The organism is Novosphingobium sp. DS6-6, assembly GCF_057784975.1.
Genome location: NZ_JBYNTS010000006.1, coordinates 108,810 through 125,608 on the forward strand (window position 1 = coordinate 108,810; position 16,799 = coordinate 125,608).

General features: G+C 63.8%; 16 protein-coding genes and 1 tRNA gene. 13 read left to right on the top strand and 4 right to left on the bottom strand.

The genetic code is table 11. The annotated features are described in order from the left end of the window. Positions 1-2 precede the first annotated feature (2 nt). From AC3EDY_RS09350 to AC3EDY_RS09370, 5 genes are all read left to right on the top strand, one after another. On the top strand, positions 3-557 hold the full coding sequence (locus AC3EDY_RS09350; RefSeq protein ID WP_488572223.1) for a chemotaxis protein CheD: 555 nt from the start codon (positions 3-5) through the stop codon (positions 555-557). Positions 558-577: 20 nt separating this feature from the next. After that, the gene (locus tag AC3EDY_RS09355; protein ID WP_022677527.1) at positions 578-949 is read left to right on the top strand and encodes a response regulator; all 372 of its coding nucleotides are present in this window, start codon (positions 578-580) and stop codon (positions 947-949) included. Between the two features lie 44 nt (positions 950-993). After that, a complete protein-coding gene (locus AC3EDY_RS09360; RefSeq protein WP_488572224.1) occupies positions 994-1,437 on the top strand; it encodes a chemotaxis protein CheW in 444 nt (147 codons plus the stop codon). Between the two features lie 64 nt (positions 1,438-1,501). Next, positions 1,502-1,756, top strand: coding sequence for a hypothetical protein (locus tag AC3EDY_RS09365; protein WP_488572225.1), 255 nt, complete (start codon positions 1,502-1,504; stop codon positions 1,754-1,756). Between the two features lie 135 nt (positions 1,757-1,891). Further along, positions 1,892-2,563: a glutathione S-transferase family protein gene (locus tag AC3EDY_RS09370; RefSeq protein ID WP_488572334.1), complete on the top strand. Its 672-nt coding sequence runs from the start codon at positions 1,892-1,894 to the stop codon at positions 2,561-2,563. A gap of 18 nt (positions 2,564-2,581) precedes the next feature. Here the strand turns inward: AC3EDY_RS09370 and AC3EDY_RS09375 are convergent, their stop codons facing one another. Continuing rightward, entirely contained in the window at positions 2,582-3,526 is a 945-nt protein-coding gene (locus AC3EDY_RS09375; protein ID WP_488572226.1) for a complex I NDUFA9 subunit family protein, read from the bottom strand. Positions 3,527-3,790: 264 nt separating this feature from the next. Between AC3EDY_RS09375 and AC3EDY_RS09380 the strand changes: the two genes are divergently transcribed. Together AC3EDY_RS09380 and AC3EDY_RS09385 are read left to right on the top strand one after the other, a co-directional pair. Further along, positions 3,791-3,877: transfer RNA gene (locus tag AC3EDY_RS09380), tRNA-Leu, on the top strand. Between the two features lie 126 nt (positions 3,878-4,003). Further along, positions 4,004-5,263, top strand: a complete 1,260-nt coding sequence (locus AC3EDY_RS09385; RefSeq protein WP_488572227.1) for a tyrosine-type recombinase/integrase — start codon at positions 4,004-4,006, stop codon at positions 5,261-5,263. A gap of 36 nt (positions 5,264-5,299) precedes the next feature. Here AC3EDY_RS09385 and AC3EDY_RS09390 read toward each other — a convergent pair whose 3' ends face one another. Beyond that, complete coding sequence (locus AC3EDY_RS09390) at positions 5,300-6,448, bottom strand: hypothetical protein (protein WP_488572228.1); 1,149 nt, start codon at positions 6,446-6,448, stop codon at positions 5,300-5,302. Positions 6,449-6,729: 281 nt separating this feature from the next. Here AC3EDY_RS09390 and AC3EDY_RS09395 point away from each other — a divergent pair, with 281 nt between their 5' ends. The 6 genes from AC3EDY_RS09395 to AC3EDY_RS09420 all read left to right on the top strand — a co-directional run bounded on the left by AC3EDY_RS09395 (position 6,730) and on the right by AC3EDY_RS09420 (position 14,026). Continuing rightward, complete coding sequence (locus AC3EDY_RS09395; protein ID WP_488572229.1) at positions 6,730-7,497, top strand: RNA polymerase sigma factor; 768 nt, start codon at positions 6,730-6,732, stop codon at positions 7,495-7,497. Next, positions 7,490-8,479 (top strand): FecR family protein, encoded by a 990-nt coding sequence (locus AC3EDY_RS09400; RefSeq protein ID WP_488572230.1) that lies wholly within the window; start codon positions 7,490-7,492, stop codon positions 8,477-8,479. The genes AC3EDY_RS09395 and AC3EDY_RS09400 overlap by 8 nt, the downstream gene beginning before the upstream one ends. 101 nt (positions 8,480-8,580) lie before the next feature. Then, the gene (locus AC3EDY_RS09405; RefSeq protein ID WP_488572231.1) at positions 8,581-11,151 is read left to right on the top strand and encodes a TonB-dependent receptor domain-containing protein; all 2,571 of its coding nucleotides are present in this window, start codon (positions 8,581-8,583) and stop codon (positions 11,149-11,151) included. Next, on the top strand, positions 11,145-13,265 hold the full coding sequence (locus AC3EDY_RS09410; protein ID WP_488572232.1) for an Atxe2 family lasso peptide isopeptidase: 2,121 nt from the start codon (positions 11,145-11,147) through the stop codon (positions 13,263-13,265). Before AC3EDY_RS09405 ends, AC3EDY_RS09410 begins: the two co-directional genes overlap by 7 nt. 121 nt (positions 13,266-13,386) lie before the next feature. Next, positions 13,387-13,695, top strand: coding sequence for a type II toxin-antitoxin system RelE/ParE family toxin (locus tag AC3EDY_RS09415; protein ID WP_488572233.1), 309 nt, complete (start codon positions 13,387-13,389; stop codon positions 13,693-13,695). 10 nt (positions 13,696-13,705) lie between these two features. Continuing rightward, the gene (locus AC3EDY_RS09420) at positions 13,706-14,026 is read left to right on the top strand and encodes a helix-turn-helix domain-containing protein (protein WP_488572234.1); all 321 of its coding nucleotides are present in this window, start codon (positions 13,706-13,708) and stop codon (positions 14,024-14,026) included. 317 nt (positions 14,027-14,343) lie between these two features. On the opposite strand, the gene AC3EDY_RS09425 is transcribed toward AC3EDY_RS09420, so the two are convergent. Further along, positions 14,344-16,086 (bottom strand): asparagine synthase-related protein, encoded by a 1,743-nt coding sequence (locus AC3EDY_RS09425; RefSeq protein ID WP_488572235.1) that lies wholly within the window; start codon positions 16,084-16,086, stop codon positions 14,344-14,346. Further along, positions 16,083-16,793 (bottom strand): lasso peptide biosynthesis B2 protein, encoded by a 711-nt coding sequence (locus AC3EDY_RS09430; RefSeq protein WP_488572236.1) that lies wholly within the window; start codon positions 16,791-16,793, stop codon positions 16,083-16,085. Before AC3EDY_RS09430 ends, AC3EDY_RS09425 begins: the two co-directional genes overlap by 4 nt. Positions 16,794-16,799: the final 6 nt, after the last annotated feature.

Below are 16,799 nucleotides of genomic sequence, written 5' to 3' on the forward strand. Positions count from 1 at the left end.
CCATGCTGCACAGACCCATCCTGCCCCTCCCCGGCGGCCTGGAACGCATTACCGTGATGCAGGGCCAGGCGCTGGCCAGCGCCGACAGCAGCGTCGAATATTCCACCGTCCTGGGCAGTTGCGTCGCCACCTGCCTGTTCGATCCCGATGCGCGCGTGGGCGGCATGAACCACTTCCTGCTGGCAGAGCCGCCGGCCGGCTATGACACCGCGGTGGACGAACACTACGGGCTCTATCTCATGGAACTGCTGGTCAACGAAATGCTGGCCAAAGGTGCGCGCAAGTCCAAGCTCAAGGCGCATCTTTACGGCGGCGCCAACGTCAACCGCAACATGATGAAGATCGGCTCGGTCAATGCCGAGTTCGCCCGCCGGTTCCTAGCCAACGAAGGGATCGCGTTGATGCGCGAAGACCTGGGCGGAACCCAGGCGCGGCGCGTCGATTTCCGCCCGGCATCGGGCCAGGTCCGCCTCCGCACGGTGGAAGACCGGCTTGCGCCACCTGTGCAACCCACGGAACGCCCGGCCCGATCGCTTGGCGATGTCGAATTGTTCTGAATGGAAAAGCGAGTCCAGGCATGACCACGACCACCCGGATCCTGACCGTAGACGACAGCCCGTCGATGCGGGCTTTGCTCAATCACGCGCTCACCTCCCAAGGCTTCGATGTGTCCCAGGCGGAAGACGGCATTGCCGCGCTCGACTGGCTGGCGCTCAACGAGGTCGATGTGGTGATCACCGACATCAACATGCCCCGGCTCGACGGGTTCGGCCTGATCGAACGCCTCCGCGAAGGCAGCCGCCACCGCGACCGTCCGATTCTGGTGCTCACCACCGAAAGCTCGGAAGAGAAAAAGGCCCGCGCGCGCGCCGCCGGCGCCACGGGCTGGATTGTCAAGCCGTTTGATCCGGCCAAGCTGGTTGCGGCCGTGCGCCGCGTTTCGCACTGATCGCCTCAGCCCATCGCCATCGGCATCTGCAAGGGAGCTATCAAATGATCCGCGAATTGATCACGTTCGAAGTGGAAGGCCAGGTCTTCGGGCTTAACATCATGGCCATCCGCGAAATCCGCGCCTGGACCCCCACCACGCGCCTCCCGCGCGTACCGTCCTATGTGGCAGGGGTGGTCAATCTGCGCGGCACCGTGCTGCCGGTGGTCGATCTTGCCGCGCGCCTGGGCTGGAGGGCCACTGAGCCGACGCCGCGCCATGCCATCATCGTTACCCAGCTGGGCAACCAGATCGGCGGTTGGATCGTCGATTCGGTCAGCGATATCGTCACCGTGCCCGATGAGGCAATGCAACCGCCACCGCCCGCCTCGGGCAGCGACACGGTGGTGCCTTTCCTCGAAGGGCTTGCCGCGATCGAGGACAAGATGGTGATGGTGCTCAACCTGGCGGCCCTGGCCGACAGCGATTCCATGGCCGAAGCAGCCTGATCCGCCCCACCTGCCCGCCCGACCGCCTGCCCACCTGACCGCCTGCCTGCCGGAGACGACCGCCATGACCAAGGATGCGGCCCATCATCATATCGCCGTGGTTCTGGAAGAGCTTGCGCAGGAAGTGGAAGAACTCGGCGCACGGCTGTGCACCGATATGGACATCGCCATGCGCCATATGGACGTCCTGCAAGCGATCGACCTCATGGCGCAGAAGCAGCGTTCGCTGGCCATGCTGCTCGAGGCCGATTGCCCGGTCAGCGCGATCGAGAAGATCGGGATAGACGTACTGCGCGATCGCTTGCGGTTGTTTCATTGATGCGGTGCGGCGGGCAGGCTTCCTGACGGCAGCCATGCACCCAGCCCTTTTGAAAGGCCGCGCGAAACAAAAATTGTGTCGATCCTTTACGCCAGCGCTGGACTTGCCCCATGGCCCTCGTCCATGGAGCATGGCATGTGGCAGCTCTACCAGTTTCCCCTTTGCCCGTTCAGCCGCAAGGTGCGGCTGCTCATGGCCGAAAAGGGCATTCCCTACGAACTGATCCGCGAAAACCCCTGGGAGTATCGCGAGGAATTCCAGAAACTGAACCCGGCCGTGCGCACTCCGGTGCTGCGCGACGAAGCCCGCGGCATCACATTGGTGGATAGCCGTGCTGTCTGCGAATATCTGGAAGAAACCAGCGACAAGAACCCGATGATCAACGGCACGGCGGCCAACCGCGCGGAAATCCGCCGCCTTGTCGCCCTGTTCGACGAGAACTTCTTTGCCGATGTCACGCTGCCGCTGCTTGAAGAACGCATGAAAAAGCGGCTGGTCTATCGCCAGTCACCCGATTCGCGGGTGCTGCGCGAGGCGCTGCGCCTGGCACACGATCACCTCTATTACATCGATCACCTGATCGACAACCGTCCCTGGCTGGCCGGATCGACGATGAGCCTTGCCGATCTTGCAGCTGCCGCGCAGCTTTCGGTTGCCGATTACCTGGGCGGTATCGACTGGAACGGGCACGAGCAGGCGCGCGATTGGTATGCCGTATTCAAGAGCCGGCCCAGCTTCCGCCCGCTCCTATCCGAACGGATGGACGTGATCCAGCCGCCCGCCCATTATGCCGACGTGAACGCGTAACGCCGGGCAGCGGGGTATTCAACCCAGGCTTTTGACCCCGAACCGCCCCGCCTTGCGATAGCGGATCATCCACCGGTCGAGGAACAGACCCAGCGGCCGTGCGCGCAGGCCAAGCTCCGCCAGCCCCGGCAGCGCGCCGCTCGCCACGCTGCCGGCTTTCAGCAGCGCAAGCTGGTTGCGCGACAGCGGTGTTCCGGGAATGCTGGCAAAGACGCCGGCGAGGGCATCGTCCACCGGCACCAGCAAAGGATGGCGCCCTTGCGCCTGGGCAATGCGCCGGTTGATTTCCATCATGGTGAGCACTTCGGGCCCGGCCAGTTCGAACGTCCGGCCGGCGTGTGCCTCGAAATTGCCCAGGATCGTGCCAACCGCGCAAGCCGCATCGTCGACAAACAGCGGCTGCAGCCGGGCCTCCGGCCCGAACACCGGCACGATCGGCAGCTGGCTGATCACTTTGGCGAAAAGATTCAGGAACGTATCGTCTGGCCCAAACAGCACCGAAGGGCGCACCACCACGGCCCCGGGAAAAGCCTGCGCCACCGCCACTTCGCCTTCGGCCTTGGTGCGGGCATAGGCCACTCTGGACCCGGCATCGGCGCCGATGGCCGAAACCTGCACGAAGGCGGTTGCGCCGGCCGCCTTGGCCAGTGCGGCCACGCGGCCCGCGCCGCGGCCCTGCAAGGCATCGAGATCACCCTTGAATGCGCCCACCAGGTTGACCACGGCATCGGCGCCGTAGAACGCGGCGCCAAGCGCCCGTTCGTCGCGCACGTTGACACGCAACAGCTGCACCTGGCCCAGAATGCCTAGCGGCTTTATCGAAAAGGCCCGCTCAACATGGCGGCTGCAGACGCGCAAGCGTGCGCCGCGCTCCAGCAGTTCCTGCGCCAGATGATTGCCGAAAAAGCCGCTGCCACCCAGCAGGACGATCAGCTTGCCTTCCAGATCGCGCTCGTTGCCCATAACCTGTCTGCCCTGTCCACTTCCCGGGTTTCCGGCAGGAACGGCCAGCGCCGCTCCGCACCATGCGTTCCCCGCCTTGGCACAGCAGGGGCCAGCGCATCAATGCCCTCGATCGGCCTCAGTGCCCGCCTGCACCAAAAAACGGCCGCCATGCAAAAAGATGGTACGAAAGTGGCCAAACCCAGGTTGACACCCCCCCACCTCGTCCCTATTGGCCCGTCCACCAACGGCGAGCGGCCGCGCTGCTCCTGCCGAACGCAAAGTGCCCAGGTGGCGGAATTGGTAGACGCACCGTCTTCAGGTGGCGGCGCTCGAAAGGGCGTGGAGGTTCGAGTCCTCTTCTGGGCACCATTTGTTCTTCCGGCAGCGTCCGGGAACGTCCCGAAAGTGGCTGATTTCAGCCGTTTTTCGTGCTAAGACCGTCCGGTCAAATCCGGGCTGATCCGGCACCAATCGGGAACAAATATGGTATCCTGCATGGTATCGAAGGCCCCTTATGGACGGGCCGATACCATGGGAAAACTCTTCGCGACGACCGTCACGAGCGCCAAGCCGAGAGAGCGCGAATACAAGCTCACCGACGGCGCCGGCCTCTATCTTCTCGTCAAGCCGAACGGCAGGAAGCTCTGGCGTCTCAACTACGCCTATCTCGGCAAGCAGCGCACTCTCTCCTTCGGCGCGTGGCCCGACGTCGGTCTCGCCGATGCGCGCAAGCGGCGCGACGAAGCCCGCAAGCTGATCGCCGCCGGCCTCGATCCCTCGCACGAAGCAAAGCTTGCCGAAGCGCGCGCGATGCTGTCCGAGGAAAACAGCTTCGAGCTGGTTGCGGAGGAATGGGTTGCCAAGCAGGAGCGCGAAGGGATGGCCGAAATCACCCTCAGCAAGATCCGCTGGCTGCTCGCCAAGGCCTATCCCAAGATCGGCAACCGTCCCGTCGCCAAGATCACCGCCCAGGAAGTGCTTGCCGTGCTCCGTTCGATCGAGGCAACCGGCCGATATGAAAGCGCGCGGCGGATGCGCAGCGTGCTGAGCCGCGTGTTCCGCTACGCCATCGCGACCACGCGGGCCGAAACCGATCCGGCGCGTGACCTTCGTGGCGCGCTGACCGTTCCCAAGGCAAAGCATCTCGCAGCCATCACGACGCCCAAGGGTGCCGGTGAACTCATGCGCGCGATCGAGGGCTATACCGGCCATGCCATCACCCTTCTCGGGCTCAGGCTGTCGGCCCATCTGTTCGTGCGCCCGGGTGAACTGCGCCAGGCCGAGTGGAGCGAATTCGACTTCGACCGCTCCGTCTGGAACATCCCCGAGCAGAAGATGAAGATGCGACGGCCGCACCGCGTGCCGCTGTCCACGCAGGTGGTCGGGCTTTTCGAACAGCTCTGGGAGCTGACGGGCACAGGACGATATTGCTTTCCCTCTTTCCGCTCGCCGCGTCGCCCGATGTCCGAGAACACGGTCAACGCGGCCCTTCGCGCGCTCGGGTTCGGCCAGGAGGAGATGACGGCGCACGGCTTCCGGGCGATGGCGGCAACGCTGCTCAACGAAACGGGCAAGTTCAATCCCGACGCCATCGAACGCCAACTCGCGCATATGGAGACCAACGCCATCCGGCGTGCCTACACGCGCGGCGAATATTGGGACGAGCGCGTGCGGATGATGCAGTACTGGTCGGATCAGCTCGACGAGATGCGCGAGGGCGCGAGGGTTCTGAAGCCCAATTTCCGACGCGCCTGAGGCTCCCAACCTAACGATCACGGTAGGTACTCTCCGTCAGTTCGGCGATCGACCGGAAGACGGCGGACGAATCCTGGGTGAGCGGGTCATGGGCCTGCACATGCCCTTGCGCCCATTCCAGCCACTCGGTGGCAGGCCTGCCGCCAATTTCCAATGAAGAGCCGGGATTGCAGCGCGCAGCGCCATGAGGAAATCCCGCGCCAGTCCCGCTTCGCGCCATCTGCCGGCCTGCTCGAGGAAGCATCGGAAGCGGTCGCGGTCGAGCTTGAGTTCCCGCGCCAGCATCTGGCGACGCCGTTCCTCGATCTCCCTCAGCCGCTGCCGCTCCTCGGTCTGTTCGCGCGCCGCCGCCATCATCGGGAATGCCGCAAGCAGAGTCGCGACTATGTCGCCTACCCTGTCCTTGATCATACCCTTGCGACCGTCCTGCCAGACGCGGGGCAAGTTGCCCGGCAGCCAGCGCTTGATCTCGAAGACCAGCACATCCGTCTCGACCAGTTCTCGCCGGTATTGCTTGCGGGAGCCATGCCACCGTCTCTCTTCGGCGGTGAGGAGCTGGCGCACTCCCTTGAGCCTGGGCCTGAGTTGAAATGCGATCTCGTCCTGCCCGCACCGCGCCACGGGACCATGCCGGCCTGTCTCGGCAATGGCGATCTTCTCTGCCTCCAAGGCTTTGAACAGGGCGTCCAATATCCCGAGGCGACGCCGTTCGACGGGCGTGAAAGGCGCAGCCCGGACCGGCCGGTTGGGCCAGATGTCATAGACCAGCCGGCCCCGGGCGATCGCCTCCCTTCGATTTGCAAGCCAGCCGGCAATGATGGGATGCGGATCCGAGAGCCGCTCCGCCACGCGCACCGCTTTCCCATTCTGGCGGGCCGCCGCAAGAGCAACGTCGCCCTCCATTGCCACTCCGCCAGCCGACCGTGGCGTAATTTCTATCGTCTCGTCCAGGCCGGCTTTCGCGGGCGGCAGGACCGGCATGGCGATCTCCCTGCCGACCGCGACCTTGTTCCAGTGGCCAGACCGAGGACGCGGGATATCGAAACGGTCGCATAGTTTGGCGAGACTTTGGTCCGAGATGCCGAAGCGTCCTGCGAGGTGGCGGAGAGGTTCGGCCCAGACCAGAGCGTGAAGTTCGGTACGGGACAGCAGCACAGGGACCAACGGCGTGGTGGGCATATCCATCGGACAGTCTTTCACTCCAAAGCCACATGCATGAGGACGCCGGAAGCTGCCGATCCGCAGCTCAAAACCGTTTCGCCATCATTCCATGACGCTCGGATTCAGAGATACCCGACAAGAAAAATTCATCGGCAGTGACGCTGCTCGATTTGACGGATATTATGCGTGTTCAGAGCCTTAAATCGGCTTGTCCCGCAGAGCCGGGCTTGCGTCTTGGATGAGCTGCGATAAGCTGAAGGCGCGCCATCGATGCATGGCGCCGAGGCGTGAGAACCTCGTGCGAGATGAAATGGATCCGCCATCGTGCGGCCGGGTGGCTGACGCGCATGTCCAAGCCGTTCGCGGCCAAAGGCGTTGGCGCATGTGCTCGTGCATGTTCTCAACACCCGGCTTTCGCCGGCATCGCCTCGCCAGAGCGAGGAGATGCGATCGATGCGATCCACAGCCAGGATCGGCGCGCTGCGCCGCAAGCCATGCGGCCTGCGCTAGGAGCGGCCCGCTTGCCGCTCGACGAAGGCGAGCCGCTGCCGCCGACGCACGATCGTGTGCCATCGACGGCGACTGCTATCGAGGAGATGTACCGGGCCGAACGGCCGCGGCTCCTGCGCTTCCTCGATCGTCGCGCTCCGGACGACCGCGCCGAGGAGATCGTCCAGCAGGTCTTCACTCGTCTGGTCGCGCGTGCGCAGACCGATGCGGTCGCGATTCAGTCGCCCGGAGCCTATCTGCGCGAGGCCGCGCACAATCTCCTGCGCGATCACGCCCGCAGCGCTGCCCGCAATCACCAGTCTCACCATGTGCCGATCGACGATGTCGAAATTGGAAGCGGGGATCCTGTCGCCGCGTTGGAGGCCCGCGACCGCCTTGCTCGTATCGAACAGGCCGTCCTGCGCCTCAAGCCGCTGACCCGGCAAATATTTCTCGCTTGCCGCCTTGATGGTTATAGTTACGCCGAAATCGCGAAACAGACGGGATTGAGCGTGCGAGGCGTGGAAAAGCAGATGAGCCGGGCCATCAAGCAACTGGGGCGGCACCTCAGCGATCATGGCTGACGAAGTCCGTGCCATTCCGCGCGCCATCCGGGATGCCGCTGGGGACTGGCTGGCGCGCCGGCGGGAACCTGTCCGCCCAGATGTCGAGCGGGCCTTCGCCGTCTGGATGGCTGCTGATCCGCGTCACCGGATCGCTTATGAGCAGGCCGAGCGCGATTGGCAGCATAGCCGCTTGCTGGCCGACAGCGAGGTGGGCCGCACGCGGAAGCTGGTTCGCGCACCCTTCCTGATGCGGCACAGTACCCATGTTGCGGCTGCCAGCCTCAGTGTCGTCGTCCTGCTCGGGATCGGCAGTGTCGGCTTGGTGCGCTATGGATCGCCTCTCGAGCTGGTTTCTCCAGCGCAGGCCGCGACCTATGAGACCGCGCTGGGCGAAATCAGGACCATATCGCTGGCGGACGGATCGCAGCTCACGCTCGACACCGCCACGCGCGTGCACGTCACCCTTACCGCCAACGAACGGAAGGTCTCGCTAGAAAGAGGCCGCGCGCGCTTTCGCGTTGCGCCGGACGGCAATCGCCCCTTCACCGTTACGGTTCCCGGCGGCACTGTCGTTGCACGAAGCACGCTAGTCGACGTCAGCGTGGAAAGCGGAAGTCCCGTGGTTGCGGTGATCGAGGGGCGGGTCGATCTCACCAGCACAAGTGACGTGACCTCCCGTACTGCTCGAACGCTAGCCGCGGGGCAGACCGCAAACCTGGACAATGCTGAGACGCCCCGTCCTACGCAGGCGGGCGAAACCCAATGGGTGTCCGGCATGTTGGCGCTGGACGGCAGCCTGCTTGGCGATGCCATCGCCGCAATCAACCGCTACAACCGCATCCAGATACGCCTTGCCGAGCCTGGGCTGGCACGCCTGTCGGTTACCGGCGCCTTCCAGGTGCGCAATCCGGACGCCTTTGCCCGGGCCGTGGCGGCGACATTCGGGCTCGGTATTGACCGAACCGATCCGGGCGTGATCCTTCTTCGCCGCGCTCCTTAGGACGTTTTGATCCTTCGCTGAAAAAATCTGTCGTGGGTTTTCAGAACCCGGCGTCTCCCCGCCAACCAGCCACGACGTGGCCAGGGGGGAGACACAGGGTAATGGTTCGATTTGACGCAAGATATCTGTTCAACAGCATCGCTGCCGTGGCGCTGGTGGCAGGCCCTTCGGTCGCGCGAGGCCAGGACGTAAAGCGCCATTCCTTTGAAGTGCCGGCGCAAGACTTGGGCGCGTCGCTAAAAGCGCTGGCACTTCAATCCGGCATTACCGTGCTGGTCGACAGCAAGATCGTGACAGGCAAGCAGGCCCCGGCGCTTCACGGTTCCTACACGGTCGAGGAAGCGCTGCGCATCCTGCTCGACCGATCCGGGCTGGCCTACACGCCTGTCGATGGCGGCTTTGCCGTGCGGCCAGCCCGCGCGAGCCGTGACGGGAGTTCGACAAATGACGGGCAGGATATCGTCGTCACGGGGAGCCGGCTGCGCGGGGCCGCGATTGCATCGCCGGTCGTCCGGATCGGTCAGGAAGAAATTCGCGATTCCGGCCAGGCTGGCCTTGGCGATGTCGTCCGCCGTATACCGCAAAGCTTCGGAGGCGGGCAAAATCCCGGGATCGGCATGAATGTCCCCGACGCCAGCGGCGTCGACGTGGGTGGCGGATCATCCATCAATCTGCGCGGTCTTGGAAGCGATGCGACGCTCACGCTGCTCAACGGCCGGCGTCTCGCCTATACCGCTGTTCGGCAGAGCGTCGATGTATCGGGTATCCCGGTTTCCGCGGTCGACCGCATCGAGGTCGTTCCGGACGGCGCCTCGGCGATCTACGGGTCGGACGCGGTCGCCGGCGTCGCCAACGTCATCCTGCGCCGGGACTATAATGGCCTCGAAACCAGCGCGCGTCTTGCCGGTACGACGGACGGCGGCGATTTCCAGCAGCAATATGGCGCGTTGGCGGGTCGCACATGGGCATCGGGCGGACTGTTCGCCGCCTATGAATACGGCAGCAACACTGCGATCCGTGCGAGCCAGCGGTCCTACGCTGCGACACGCTCCCCGGGGCTCGATCTTTACCCGGCGCTGCGCCATCACAGCGTCGTTGCCAGCGGACATCAGGACCTGGGCGGCGGCCTGACCTTCTCGATCGACGGGCTTTATAATATCCGCTGGAGCGACCTGACATTTCCAACGGTGGCAGGTGGCGATCTCGACGATGGCAAGGCGACCTTCTCGTCGGTCGACAAATCCTTCGGTGTCGCGCCGACCCTTACGCTCGATCTGTCCGGTGGCTGGCAGATTGCGCTTGGCGGGACCTACGGCAGGGAACGGGTCGACTATCATCAGGTCGAATGTGCCTCGGGGGTCTGCAGCGATTCCGGCCCCAGCTTCTATCGCAACACGGCCAAATCGATCGAACTCAATGCCAATGGCGACCTCTTCCGCCTGCCCGGTGGCATCGCCAAGATCGCCGTTGGCGGCGGCTATCGCGATATCGGCTTCCAGCGGTTCGTTGGGGCCGGAAGCGCGGTCAACACCGTCGCCGCCCAGGACAATCTGTTCGCTTTCGGGGAATTGAGCCTCCCCCTGATCGGCCCGGATCAGAATCTACCGCTCATGACCAAAGTCGATGCCAGTGCCGCCCTGCGCTATGAGCGCTACCCCGGCATCGGCGAAGTCGCCACGCCCAAGCTCGGTCTGTCATGGGCGATGACGCGCGATATCAGCTTGAAAGGAAGCTGGGGCAAATCCTTCCGGGCGCCAACGCTCTATCAGCAATATCAGCCGCGCGCGGTCTACCTGTTTCCTCCCGCAGCGCTGGGCGCGACGGGGACGTCGGCAGGCGCGGGGGCCATTCTTGTTCTCGGTGGCAATCCCGATCTCAAGCCGGAAAAGGCGACGACGTGGTCGACCACGCTAGCCCTGCATCCGCGCGCACTGCAGGGCGCGAGCCTCGAGGTCAGCTATTTCAGCGTACGCTATCGCGACCGGATCGTATCCCCGATCACCTCGCTGGCCCAGGCCTTGAGCAATCCGATCTACGCAGACCAGATCATCCTCAACCCGAGCGCTACTCAACAAGCGGCCGCCATTGCCAGTGCTGGCACCTTCCTCAACATCACCGGCGTGCCCTACGATCCGGCGAACGTCGTCGCGATTGTCGACAATGCCAATCTCAATGCCGGTCGGCAGCGCGCGAGGGGCGTCGATGTGCTGGCGAGCTACAATGCCGCAATTGCGCCAGACCAGCGACTGCGCCTCTCACTCGACATCGCTTATATCGAGAGCGACCAACAACTCAGCGCTGGTCAGCCCATCTACGACCTTGCCGGCACCATTTTCAATCCGCCCCATTGGCGCGGACAGGCTGCCGTCGCATGGACTGGTGGCAATCTCACTCTGGCGGCCAACGGCAATTACACCGGCGGTGTCAGTGACACCCGCTCGACACCGGCCGTGCGCATCGATTCGATGACTACGCTCGACCTCACCGCGCGCTACCGGGTCGATACCGAGGCACCGCTCGGGAAGCTCGAATTCAGCCTGTCGGTCCAGAACCTCTTCAATGACAAGCCCGATCCGATCGCGACTTCGATACCCTACGACACGCCTTACGACTCGACCAATTATTCACCTGTCGGCCGGATGATCGCCTTCGGGATCACCCGGCAATGGTGAGCGCCAATATCAGGGGCTGCCTCGGCCTTGGGGTCTTGTGCCTGCTGTTTCCCACCACGACGTGGGCGAACTGCGAAGACGTGCTGCCCGCGCATGAAGCATCGAGTACCGTGAAGCGCGACCTTGCCGCAGCGGACCTCATCCAGCTGCGCGAAATCGGCGATCCCGATTCCGCGGTTTTCAATGGCCCGAGCCCTTTCGCGGTCTCGCCCGATGGCACCCGCATCGCCTATATCATCAACCGCGCCGATCTCGCGACGAACAGCTATTGCCGCGCACTGGTCGTCAGCGGACTGACGGGTGTCCGCTCACCAGATATTGTCGATCGGGGCGGCGAACTCATCAAGATTATGGACGTGCAGCGCGGCTTTTACCTGCCGAGTGGCGCAACGCGCACCATCGTTCCGTCCTGGTCCCCTGATGGGCGCAGGCTCGCCTATCTGCGCCGCGACCATGGCGTGACGCAGGCGTGGGTAGCACAGGCGGACGGCGGCGGCGCGCGCGCCGTCACGCGCTCTGACGTCGATGTCGAAGCCGTGGCCTGGAGCAAGGATGGGACTCGGCTGCTCTATGGCACGCACAAGGGAGCGGCGGCCCTTCAGGCGGAATTGGATCGCGAAGGCCAGTCAGGCTGGCTGTACGACCGCAGGGTCTCGCCAGAGATTTCCGCGCGGCCGCTCACCCCGGCCACCGAAGCGCTGGAGGTCAGCGCCGTCGATTTGCGTACCGGCGCAGCCGTGCCAGCAGATGCTGCGGAGCAAGCGGCAATCGAACGCGCCGCGCCCGCCGACATGCCGGTGGATTCGGAAGCCATCGGTGATGACGGCCGCAAGGCGCATCTTGAGCGTCCGGACAGTTCGCCGCTGACGCCCGCGAGGCTCGTCGTCACGAACGGCGACAGCAGTCGGCGCTGCGATGCCGAGGCCTGTGCCGGCGGTATCGTCTCCCTTTGGTGGCAAGGCGCATCGGTGCTCATTCTGCGCCGGGAAGGCTGGGCTAAGGAAGCGATGGCGCTCTATCGCTGGCGACCCGGCGCTGCCCGTCCGACCGCCCTGTTGCGCACAACCGATGTGCTGCACGGTTGCGTGATGGCTGGTACAGAACTGGTCTGCACCCGCGAGGACAGCAGCATGCCGCGCAAGGTGGTTGCCATCAACACCGCGAACGGCCGGATGCGCACCATTTTCGATCCCAATCCCGAATTTTCCGGCATTCGCCTGGGTTCCGTCACTCGGCTCAGATGGCGCAACAATCTTGGGCTGGAAGCATGGGGTGACCTTGTCCTGCCACCAGGGCACAAGCCCGGAGAGAAATTGCCGATGGTTGTCGTACAATATCATAGCGACGGCTTCCTGCGCGGTGGCACCGGCGACGATTATCCGATCTTCCTGCTCGCCCAGCGCGGGATCGCCGTGCTCAGTACCGAGCGGCCCAATTTCTTCGCCGCGGCCTTTCCCCAGCTCAAGACCTGGTATGAGATCAATGCCGCCAACCAGAAGGATTGGGGCGAACGCCGCAGCCTGCTGTCATCGGTCCTCACCGGCGTGCGCATGGCAGTTGATCGTGGCGACATTGATCCCGCGCGCGTAGGCATCACGGGCCTGAGTGACGGCGCTTCGACCGTTGCCTTCGCCTTGATCAATTCGAAGGCATTTGCAGCCGCGGCGCTCAGCACCTGTTGCATGGAACCCAACACCACGGCCACCTATGGCGGCATCGCCTGGGCGGAGTGGCTGCACGGCATGGGCTATCCGCCCGCGACCCGGGACAATCCAGGCTTCTGGCGCGACATGTCGCTGGCCCGTAATGCGGCCCGGATCGATACGCCGCTGCTCATGCAACTCGCCGACAATGAGTACCGGCTGGCGCTCGAAGCCTTCGGCGCCCTTCACGAGCAGAACAAGCCGGTGGAGATGTATGTCTATCCGGACGAATTTCACGTGAAATGGCAGCCGATCCACCGGCGCGCCGTCTATGAGCGCAATTTGGACTGGTTCTCCTTCTGGCTTCAAGGCCGGGAGGATCCGAATGCCGCAAAGATCGCGCAATATCGCCGATGGCGCGCCATGCGATCCGGTGCGCAGCCCTCACCTGAGCCGGTTCCAGTCCGCTGATTTGCTGATATCCGCCTGACCTGTTTAAGGCAGAAAATCGAATGGCCTCCGGCGATCCCGGGGCGGTTCAACCTTAGTGAACTGCATGCACGCAACCGGTTGGCATTACTCGCCACTCTCATTGTCTTCCCAAGCCGGTCGGAGTGAGTTCGGCCACGGCCTCTTTTTGGCCCAGAATGGATTAAGACATGTAAATGCAAAGCCTTACTGCCCGAGTATTGAACTCATTGAACGGCACGATGGCGACACCTACCGCTGTATCTACAACGTCAACATTGACGACGACATCTACGTCCTTCACGCTTTCCAGAAAAAGTCGACGAGCGGCATCGCTGTTCCGAAGCACGTGAAAGAAACAATCGAAACCCGTTTCAAAGCCGCCCAAAAGTTGGCAGCTGAGAAGAGGGCACAACGCAAACAGGACATCTAAGGACCCAGACATGATCATCGAGCATGTAACTTCCAGTGGTAACGTCTTTGCGGATCTTGGTCTCTCCGGTCCCGAGGAGCGTCTCGTGAAGTCCAAGCTCGCCGCTGCGCTTCAGCGCAGCATGATTGAATTAGGTCTGACGCAAACCGCTGCTTCATCTCTCACGGGCATGCCACAACCCAAGCTCTCCAAAATCCTTCGCGGCCGCTTTGACGGCATCAGCGAGGCTTACATCACAGAAGGCCTTCGGAGACTCGGTCACGATGTCGAGATCCGGGTCAGGCCCCGTCACGAGGGGGTTAGCACGCTGCAGGTACTGGAAACAGCCTAATCGCGCCGCCCCCGATCTTCGCTTGAGATCGTCTTACCGGTAAGGTGGTAAATGCTAATCGACTGAACACGAGAGGGCATTTACCGCCTGCCGCTTCTCCAAAACAGCAAAATGGAAATTCACTGAATTAGCACATCGTAGGTGGGCTGTTCTGGTAGCCATGGTTTGCCCGCTTCCAGCGGAAGCCGCCGTTCAAAGAGCGCATCGAAAATGACGGGAAGAAAGTCCCATGCTCCGGCGATCGGGGCAACGGTGAACGGCGAAGCGTTTGTTCCACATTCACGAAGGCGCCAAAGCTCCGCACACGGTTGTTGTCCTTAAAATTCCGCCGCCGCCCAGGCCTCGGCATCGACCAATTCCATGATCCGCACGAAGCTCAGATCGCGAACCGGGCCAGGCGCTGATAGCGCCTGCGTGAGCTTGGCTTCATCAATAAGGCCGAAGTTGGCCAGGTGCCCGCCGAGCAGCATGTTGCGGATCGCCTGCCGTTGCCGGTCGAAGATTGTCGCGACGAAACCGGTGGGCGTGCCCTTCGACCGGCGCGAGATGATTTCCTTGGGCAGATCCGGCGCGAAGGCGCGGCGTACAATGGCCCGGTCCCGTCCAAGTGCGAGCCAATGCCAGCTCGGAACCCGCAGGCAGGCTTCGACCACGGGCTGCGAGACCAGCGGTGAAATCGTGCGGTGCGGCGCCTGGGCATTGATCGCTTCCACCAGATTCTGCGCCGGGGCAAGCAGGGCAACATGGCTCGCCCGGCCGGGGAGGACACTCGTCGGCGGCAGGAACCAGGGGTGCGCGAGGGTGTCGGCGACGATCGACCTTGCCGCATCGGAGAGAAACGCGACTGCCGGCGGCTGGCGTGGGGCTGGCGAGCGCAACCAGGCGCGATGCGCCGCGCGCCAAGCCAGTGCCCATGTCCCGGTCTGGCCAAGGTCGCCGAGTGTCCGTGCGGCGTCCCGGAACTTCCTGCCGAAACCGCCGGTGACGAGGCAGTCGGCGAGGATCGAGACGGTGCGCGAAGCGAAGAAGACATTGTCGCCGCCCCCGCCATCGATGAGTATATCGGCTCCGCATCGCTCTGCGGTGTCGGCCGCAATCATGTCCTGTGCCTGGGTAAAACAGCGATGCACCGGATAGGGCATATGCGCCGCACCCGAGCGGCGGACATCGAGGCAGTCCAAATCGAACGTCCGCGTCAGCAGTTCGATACCGGACGACCGGGCGACCTGCTCGGCATAGCGCCTCTCGTCGCTTGCCGCGTCGTCGCCGATGAGGTTGAGGCCGATCACCTCCGTGCCTGCCGCTTTAAGGCTGGTGGCCACGATCGCCGAATCGAGGCCACCGGAGAGCAGCAGCACGGCTCGATCATGGCCGGCGGCGCGGGCGCGCACGGCAAGATGCACCGCGTTGCGCACGGCGAGAACCGCCTCCCCGGGATCGTCGATCACCCGGTCCCGAGCAACGAAGGCCCAGGGCGACCATAATGTCTCGCATTCTACCCCGTTCGCCGAGACGAGCAGGCGATCGCCGCCGCGCAGTTCCTCCACCCCGTCGAGGCAGGTCTCGCTGCGCCGCCATTCGGGATAGGCGATGTGACGCGCAAGAGCGCCGCGATCGATGGCGAAGCGACATCCGCAGTCCGAGAGCAAGGCCAGATCAGACGCGACCAGAAGGACATCGCCGTCCCGGGCATGATAACATCCCAGGTCGCCCATCGGCGCACGTACGACCGCGATGCACCTATCGTCGGTCGTGAAAGCGACATAGCTGCCCCAATAGCGTTCGATCAGTCTCTCGCCACGCGACCGGGCGATCGCCGTCCATGCCACATCGTCAAGCGTGGTTTCCGGCCGCGTGCCGCCACGATCGAACAGCTCACCGACTATCGCATGGCTGCCAGCCTGTGTGATCCCATGCCGGTGGTTGCTCCACAGCATGAAGCGGTCGGTTTCGATCAGCGGCACGAGCGATGCCGCAGCCTTGCGCGCCCTCTCGATCTGCCCCGTAGGAAGAGGCTCGGTGGTAATCGCGATCAGCGCGAGAAAGCGGCGCCCTGTCATAGGACCAGGATCGCCGTGAAGGTCCGCACCATGTCGGCGCGGTCATTGACGATCCGGTCCTCGTGCTGAACCCAGCAGTGGGCGGAGAATGGTCCGAGCTGCACCCCCAGCATGACATCTGGCCGCATGCCGTTCGCGATCATGCGCGATGCCACCGCGATGGAGTTCGTAAGGCAGAGGTCGATCTGGCTGGCGATGTGCGCCGCCGAAACGAACCCGGCCATGATCCGCTCTATCTGCCCTTCCGGCAGGGCACGGGACGTCGGCAAGCGCGACTTGCGGGTCGACAGCCAGGAGAGGGTCCGGCCAAGACCCGCCATCTTCAATCGTACGCGCGAGGCGGCAAGGCAGCACAGGGCGCTGGTCGTCCCAGCGAAGCCGGGCCGCGGAAGGTCCAGATCGAGAATACTCGTCTGCGGGATCACGATCGGGCGGCAGGCGACCGGTGCCTCCGGAGCCGCCGACGCCATCAGCAGGCCGCGCGCCAGCAGTCCCTGGATATGCACATCGTCTGGCGGCCGAGCGCCGCCTTCTGCCAGCGCGAGGAAGCTGTGCTCGGCGTCTGGCGAAAGGCAGAAATACCTGTCTGCCATGATATCGAGAAAGATGATCCGCTCGCCGACGCGGCAGAAGGAGATGCCATTGCGAAGGGTGAAGCCCATGATCGAACGCCCAGGATCGCAGCCTGTATCGGCGCGCGATCCCATGGGACC

What these genes read in the sequence shown, in the direction of transcription:
- AC3EDY_RS09350 (WP_488572223.1), top strand. Translation starts at nt 3, where the DNA reads ATGCTGCACAGACCCATCCTGCCCCTCCCCGGCGGCCTGGAACGCATT.
- AC3EDY_RS09355 (WP_022677527.1), top strand. Translation starts at nt 578, where the DNA reads ATGACCACGACCACCCGGATCCTGACCGTAGACGACAGCCCGTCGATG.
- AC3EDY_RS09360 (WP_488572224.1), top strand. Translation starts at nt 994, where the DNA reads ATGATCCGCGAATTGATCACGTTCGAAGTGGAAGGCCAGGTCTTCGGG.
- AC3EDY_RS09365 (WP_488572225.1), top strand. Translation starts at nt 1,502, where the DNA reads ATGACCAAGGATGCGGCCCATCATCATATCGCCGTGGTTCTGGAAGAG.
- AC3EDY_RS09370 (WP_488572334.1), top strand. Translation starts at nt 1,892, where the DNA reads ATGTGGCAGCTCTACCAGTTTCCCCTTTGCCCGTTCAGCCGCAAGGTG.
- AC3EDY_RS09375 (WP_488572226.1), bottom strand. Translation starts at nt 3,526, where the DNA reads ATGGGCAACGAGCGCGATCTGGAAGGCAAGCTGATCGTCCTGCTGGGT.
- AC3EDY_RS09385 (WP_488572227.1), top strand. Translation starts at nt 4,004, where the DNA reads ATGGTATCGAAGGCCCCTTATGGACGGGCCGATACCATGGGAAAACTC.
- AC3EDY_RS09390 (WP_488572228.1), bottom strand. Translation starts at nt 6,448, where the DNA reads ATGGATATGCCCACCACGCCGTTGGTCCCTGTGCTGCTGTCCCGTACC.
- AC3EDY_RS09395 (WP_488572229.1), top strand. Translation starts at nt 6,730, where the DNA reads ATGAAATGGATCCGCCATCGTGCGGCCGGGTGGCTGACGCGCATGTCC.
- AC3EDY_RS09400 (WP_488572230.1), top strand. Translation starts at nt 7,490, where the DNA reads ATGGCTGACGAAGTCCGTGCCATTCCGCGCGCCATCCGGGATGCCGCT.
- AC3EDY_RS09405 (WP_488572231.1), top strand. Translation starts at nt 8,581, where the DNA reads ATGGTTCGATTTGACGCAAGATATCTGTTCAACAGCATCGCTGCCGTG.
- AC3EDY_RS09410 (WP_488572232.1), top strand. Translation starts at nt 11,145, where the DNA reads ATGGTGAGCGCCAATATCAGGGGCTGCCTCGGCCTTGGGGTCTTGTGC.
- AC3EDY_RS09420 (WP_488572234.1), top strand. Translation starts at nt 13,706, where the DNA reads ATGATCATCGAGCATGTAACTTCCAGTGGTAACGTCTTTGCGGATCTT.
- AC3EDY_RS09425 (WP_488572235.1), bottom strand. Translation starts at nt 16,086, where the DNA reads ATGACAGGGCGCCGCTTTCTCGCGCTGATCGCGATTACCACCGAGCCT.
- AC3EDY_RS09430 (WP_488572236.1), bottom strand. Translation starts at nt 16,793, where the DNA reads ATGGGATCGCGCGCCGATACAGGCTGCGATCCTGGGCGTTCGATCATG.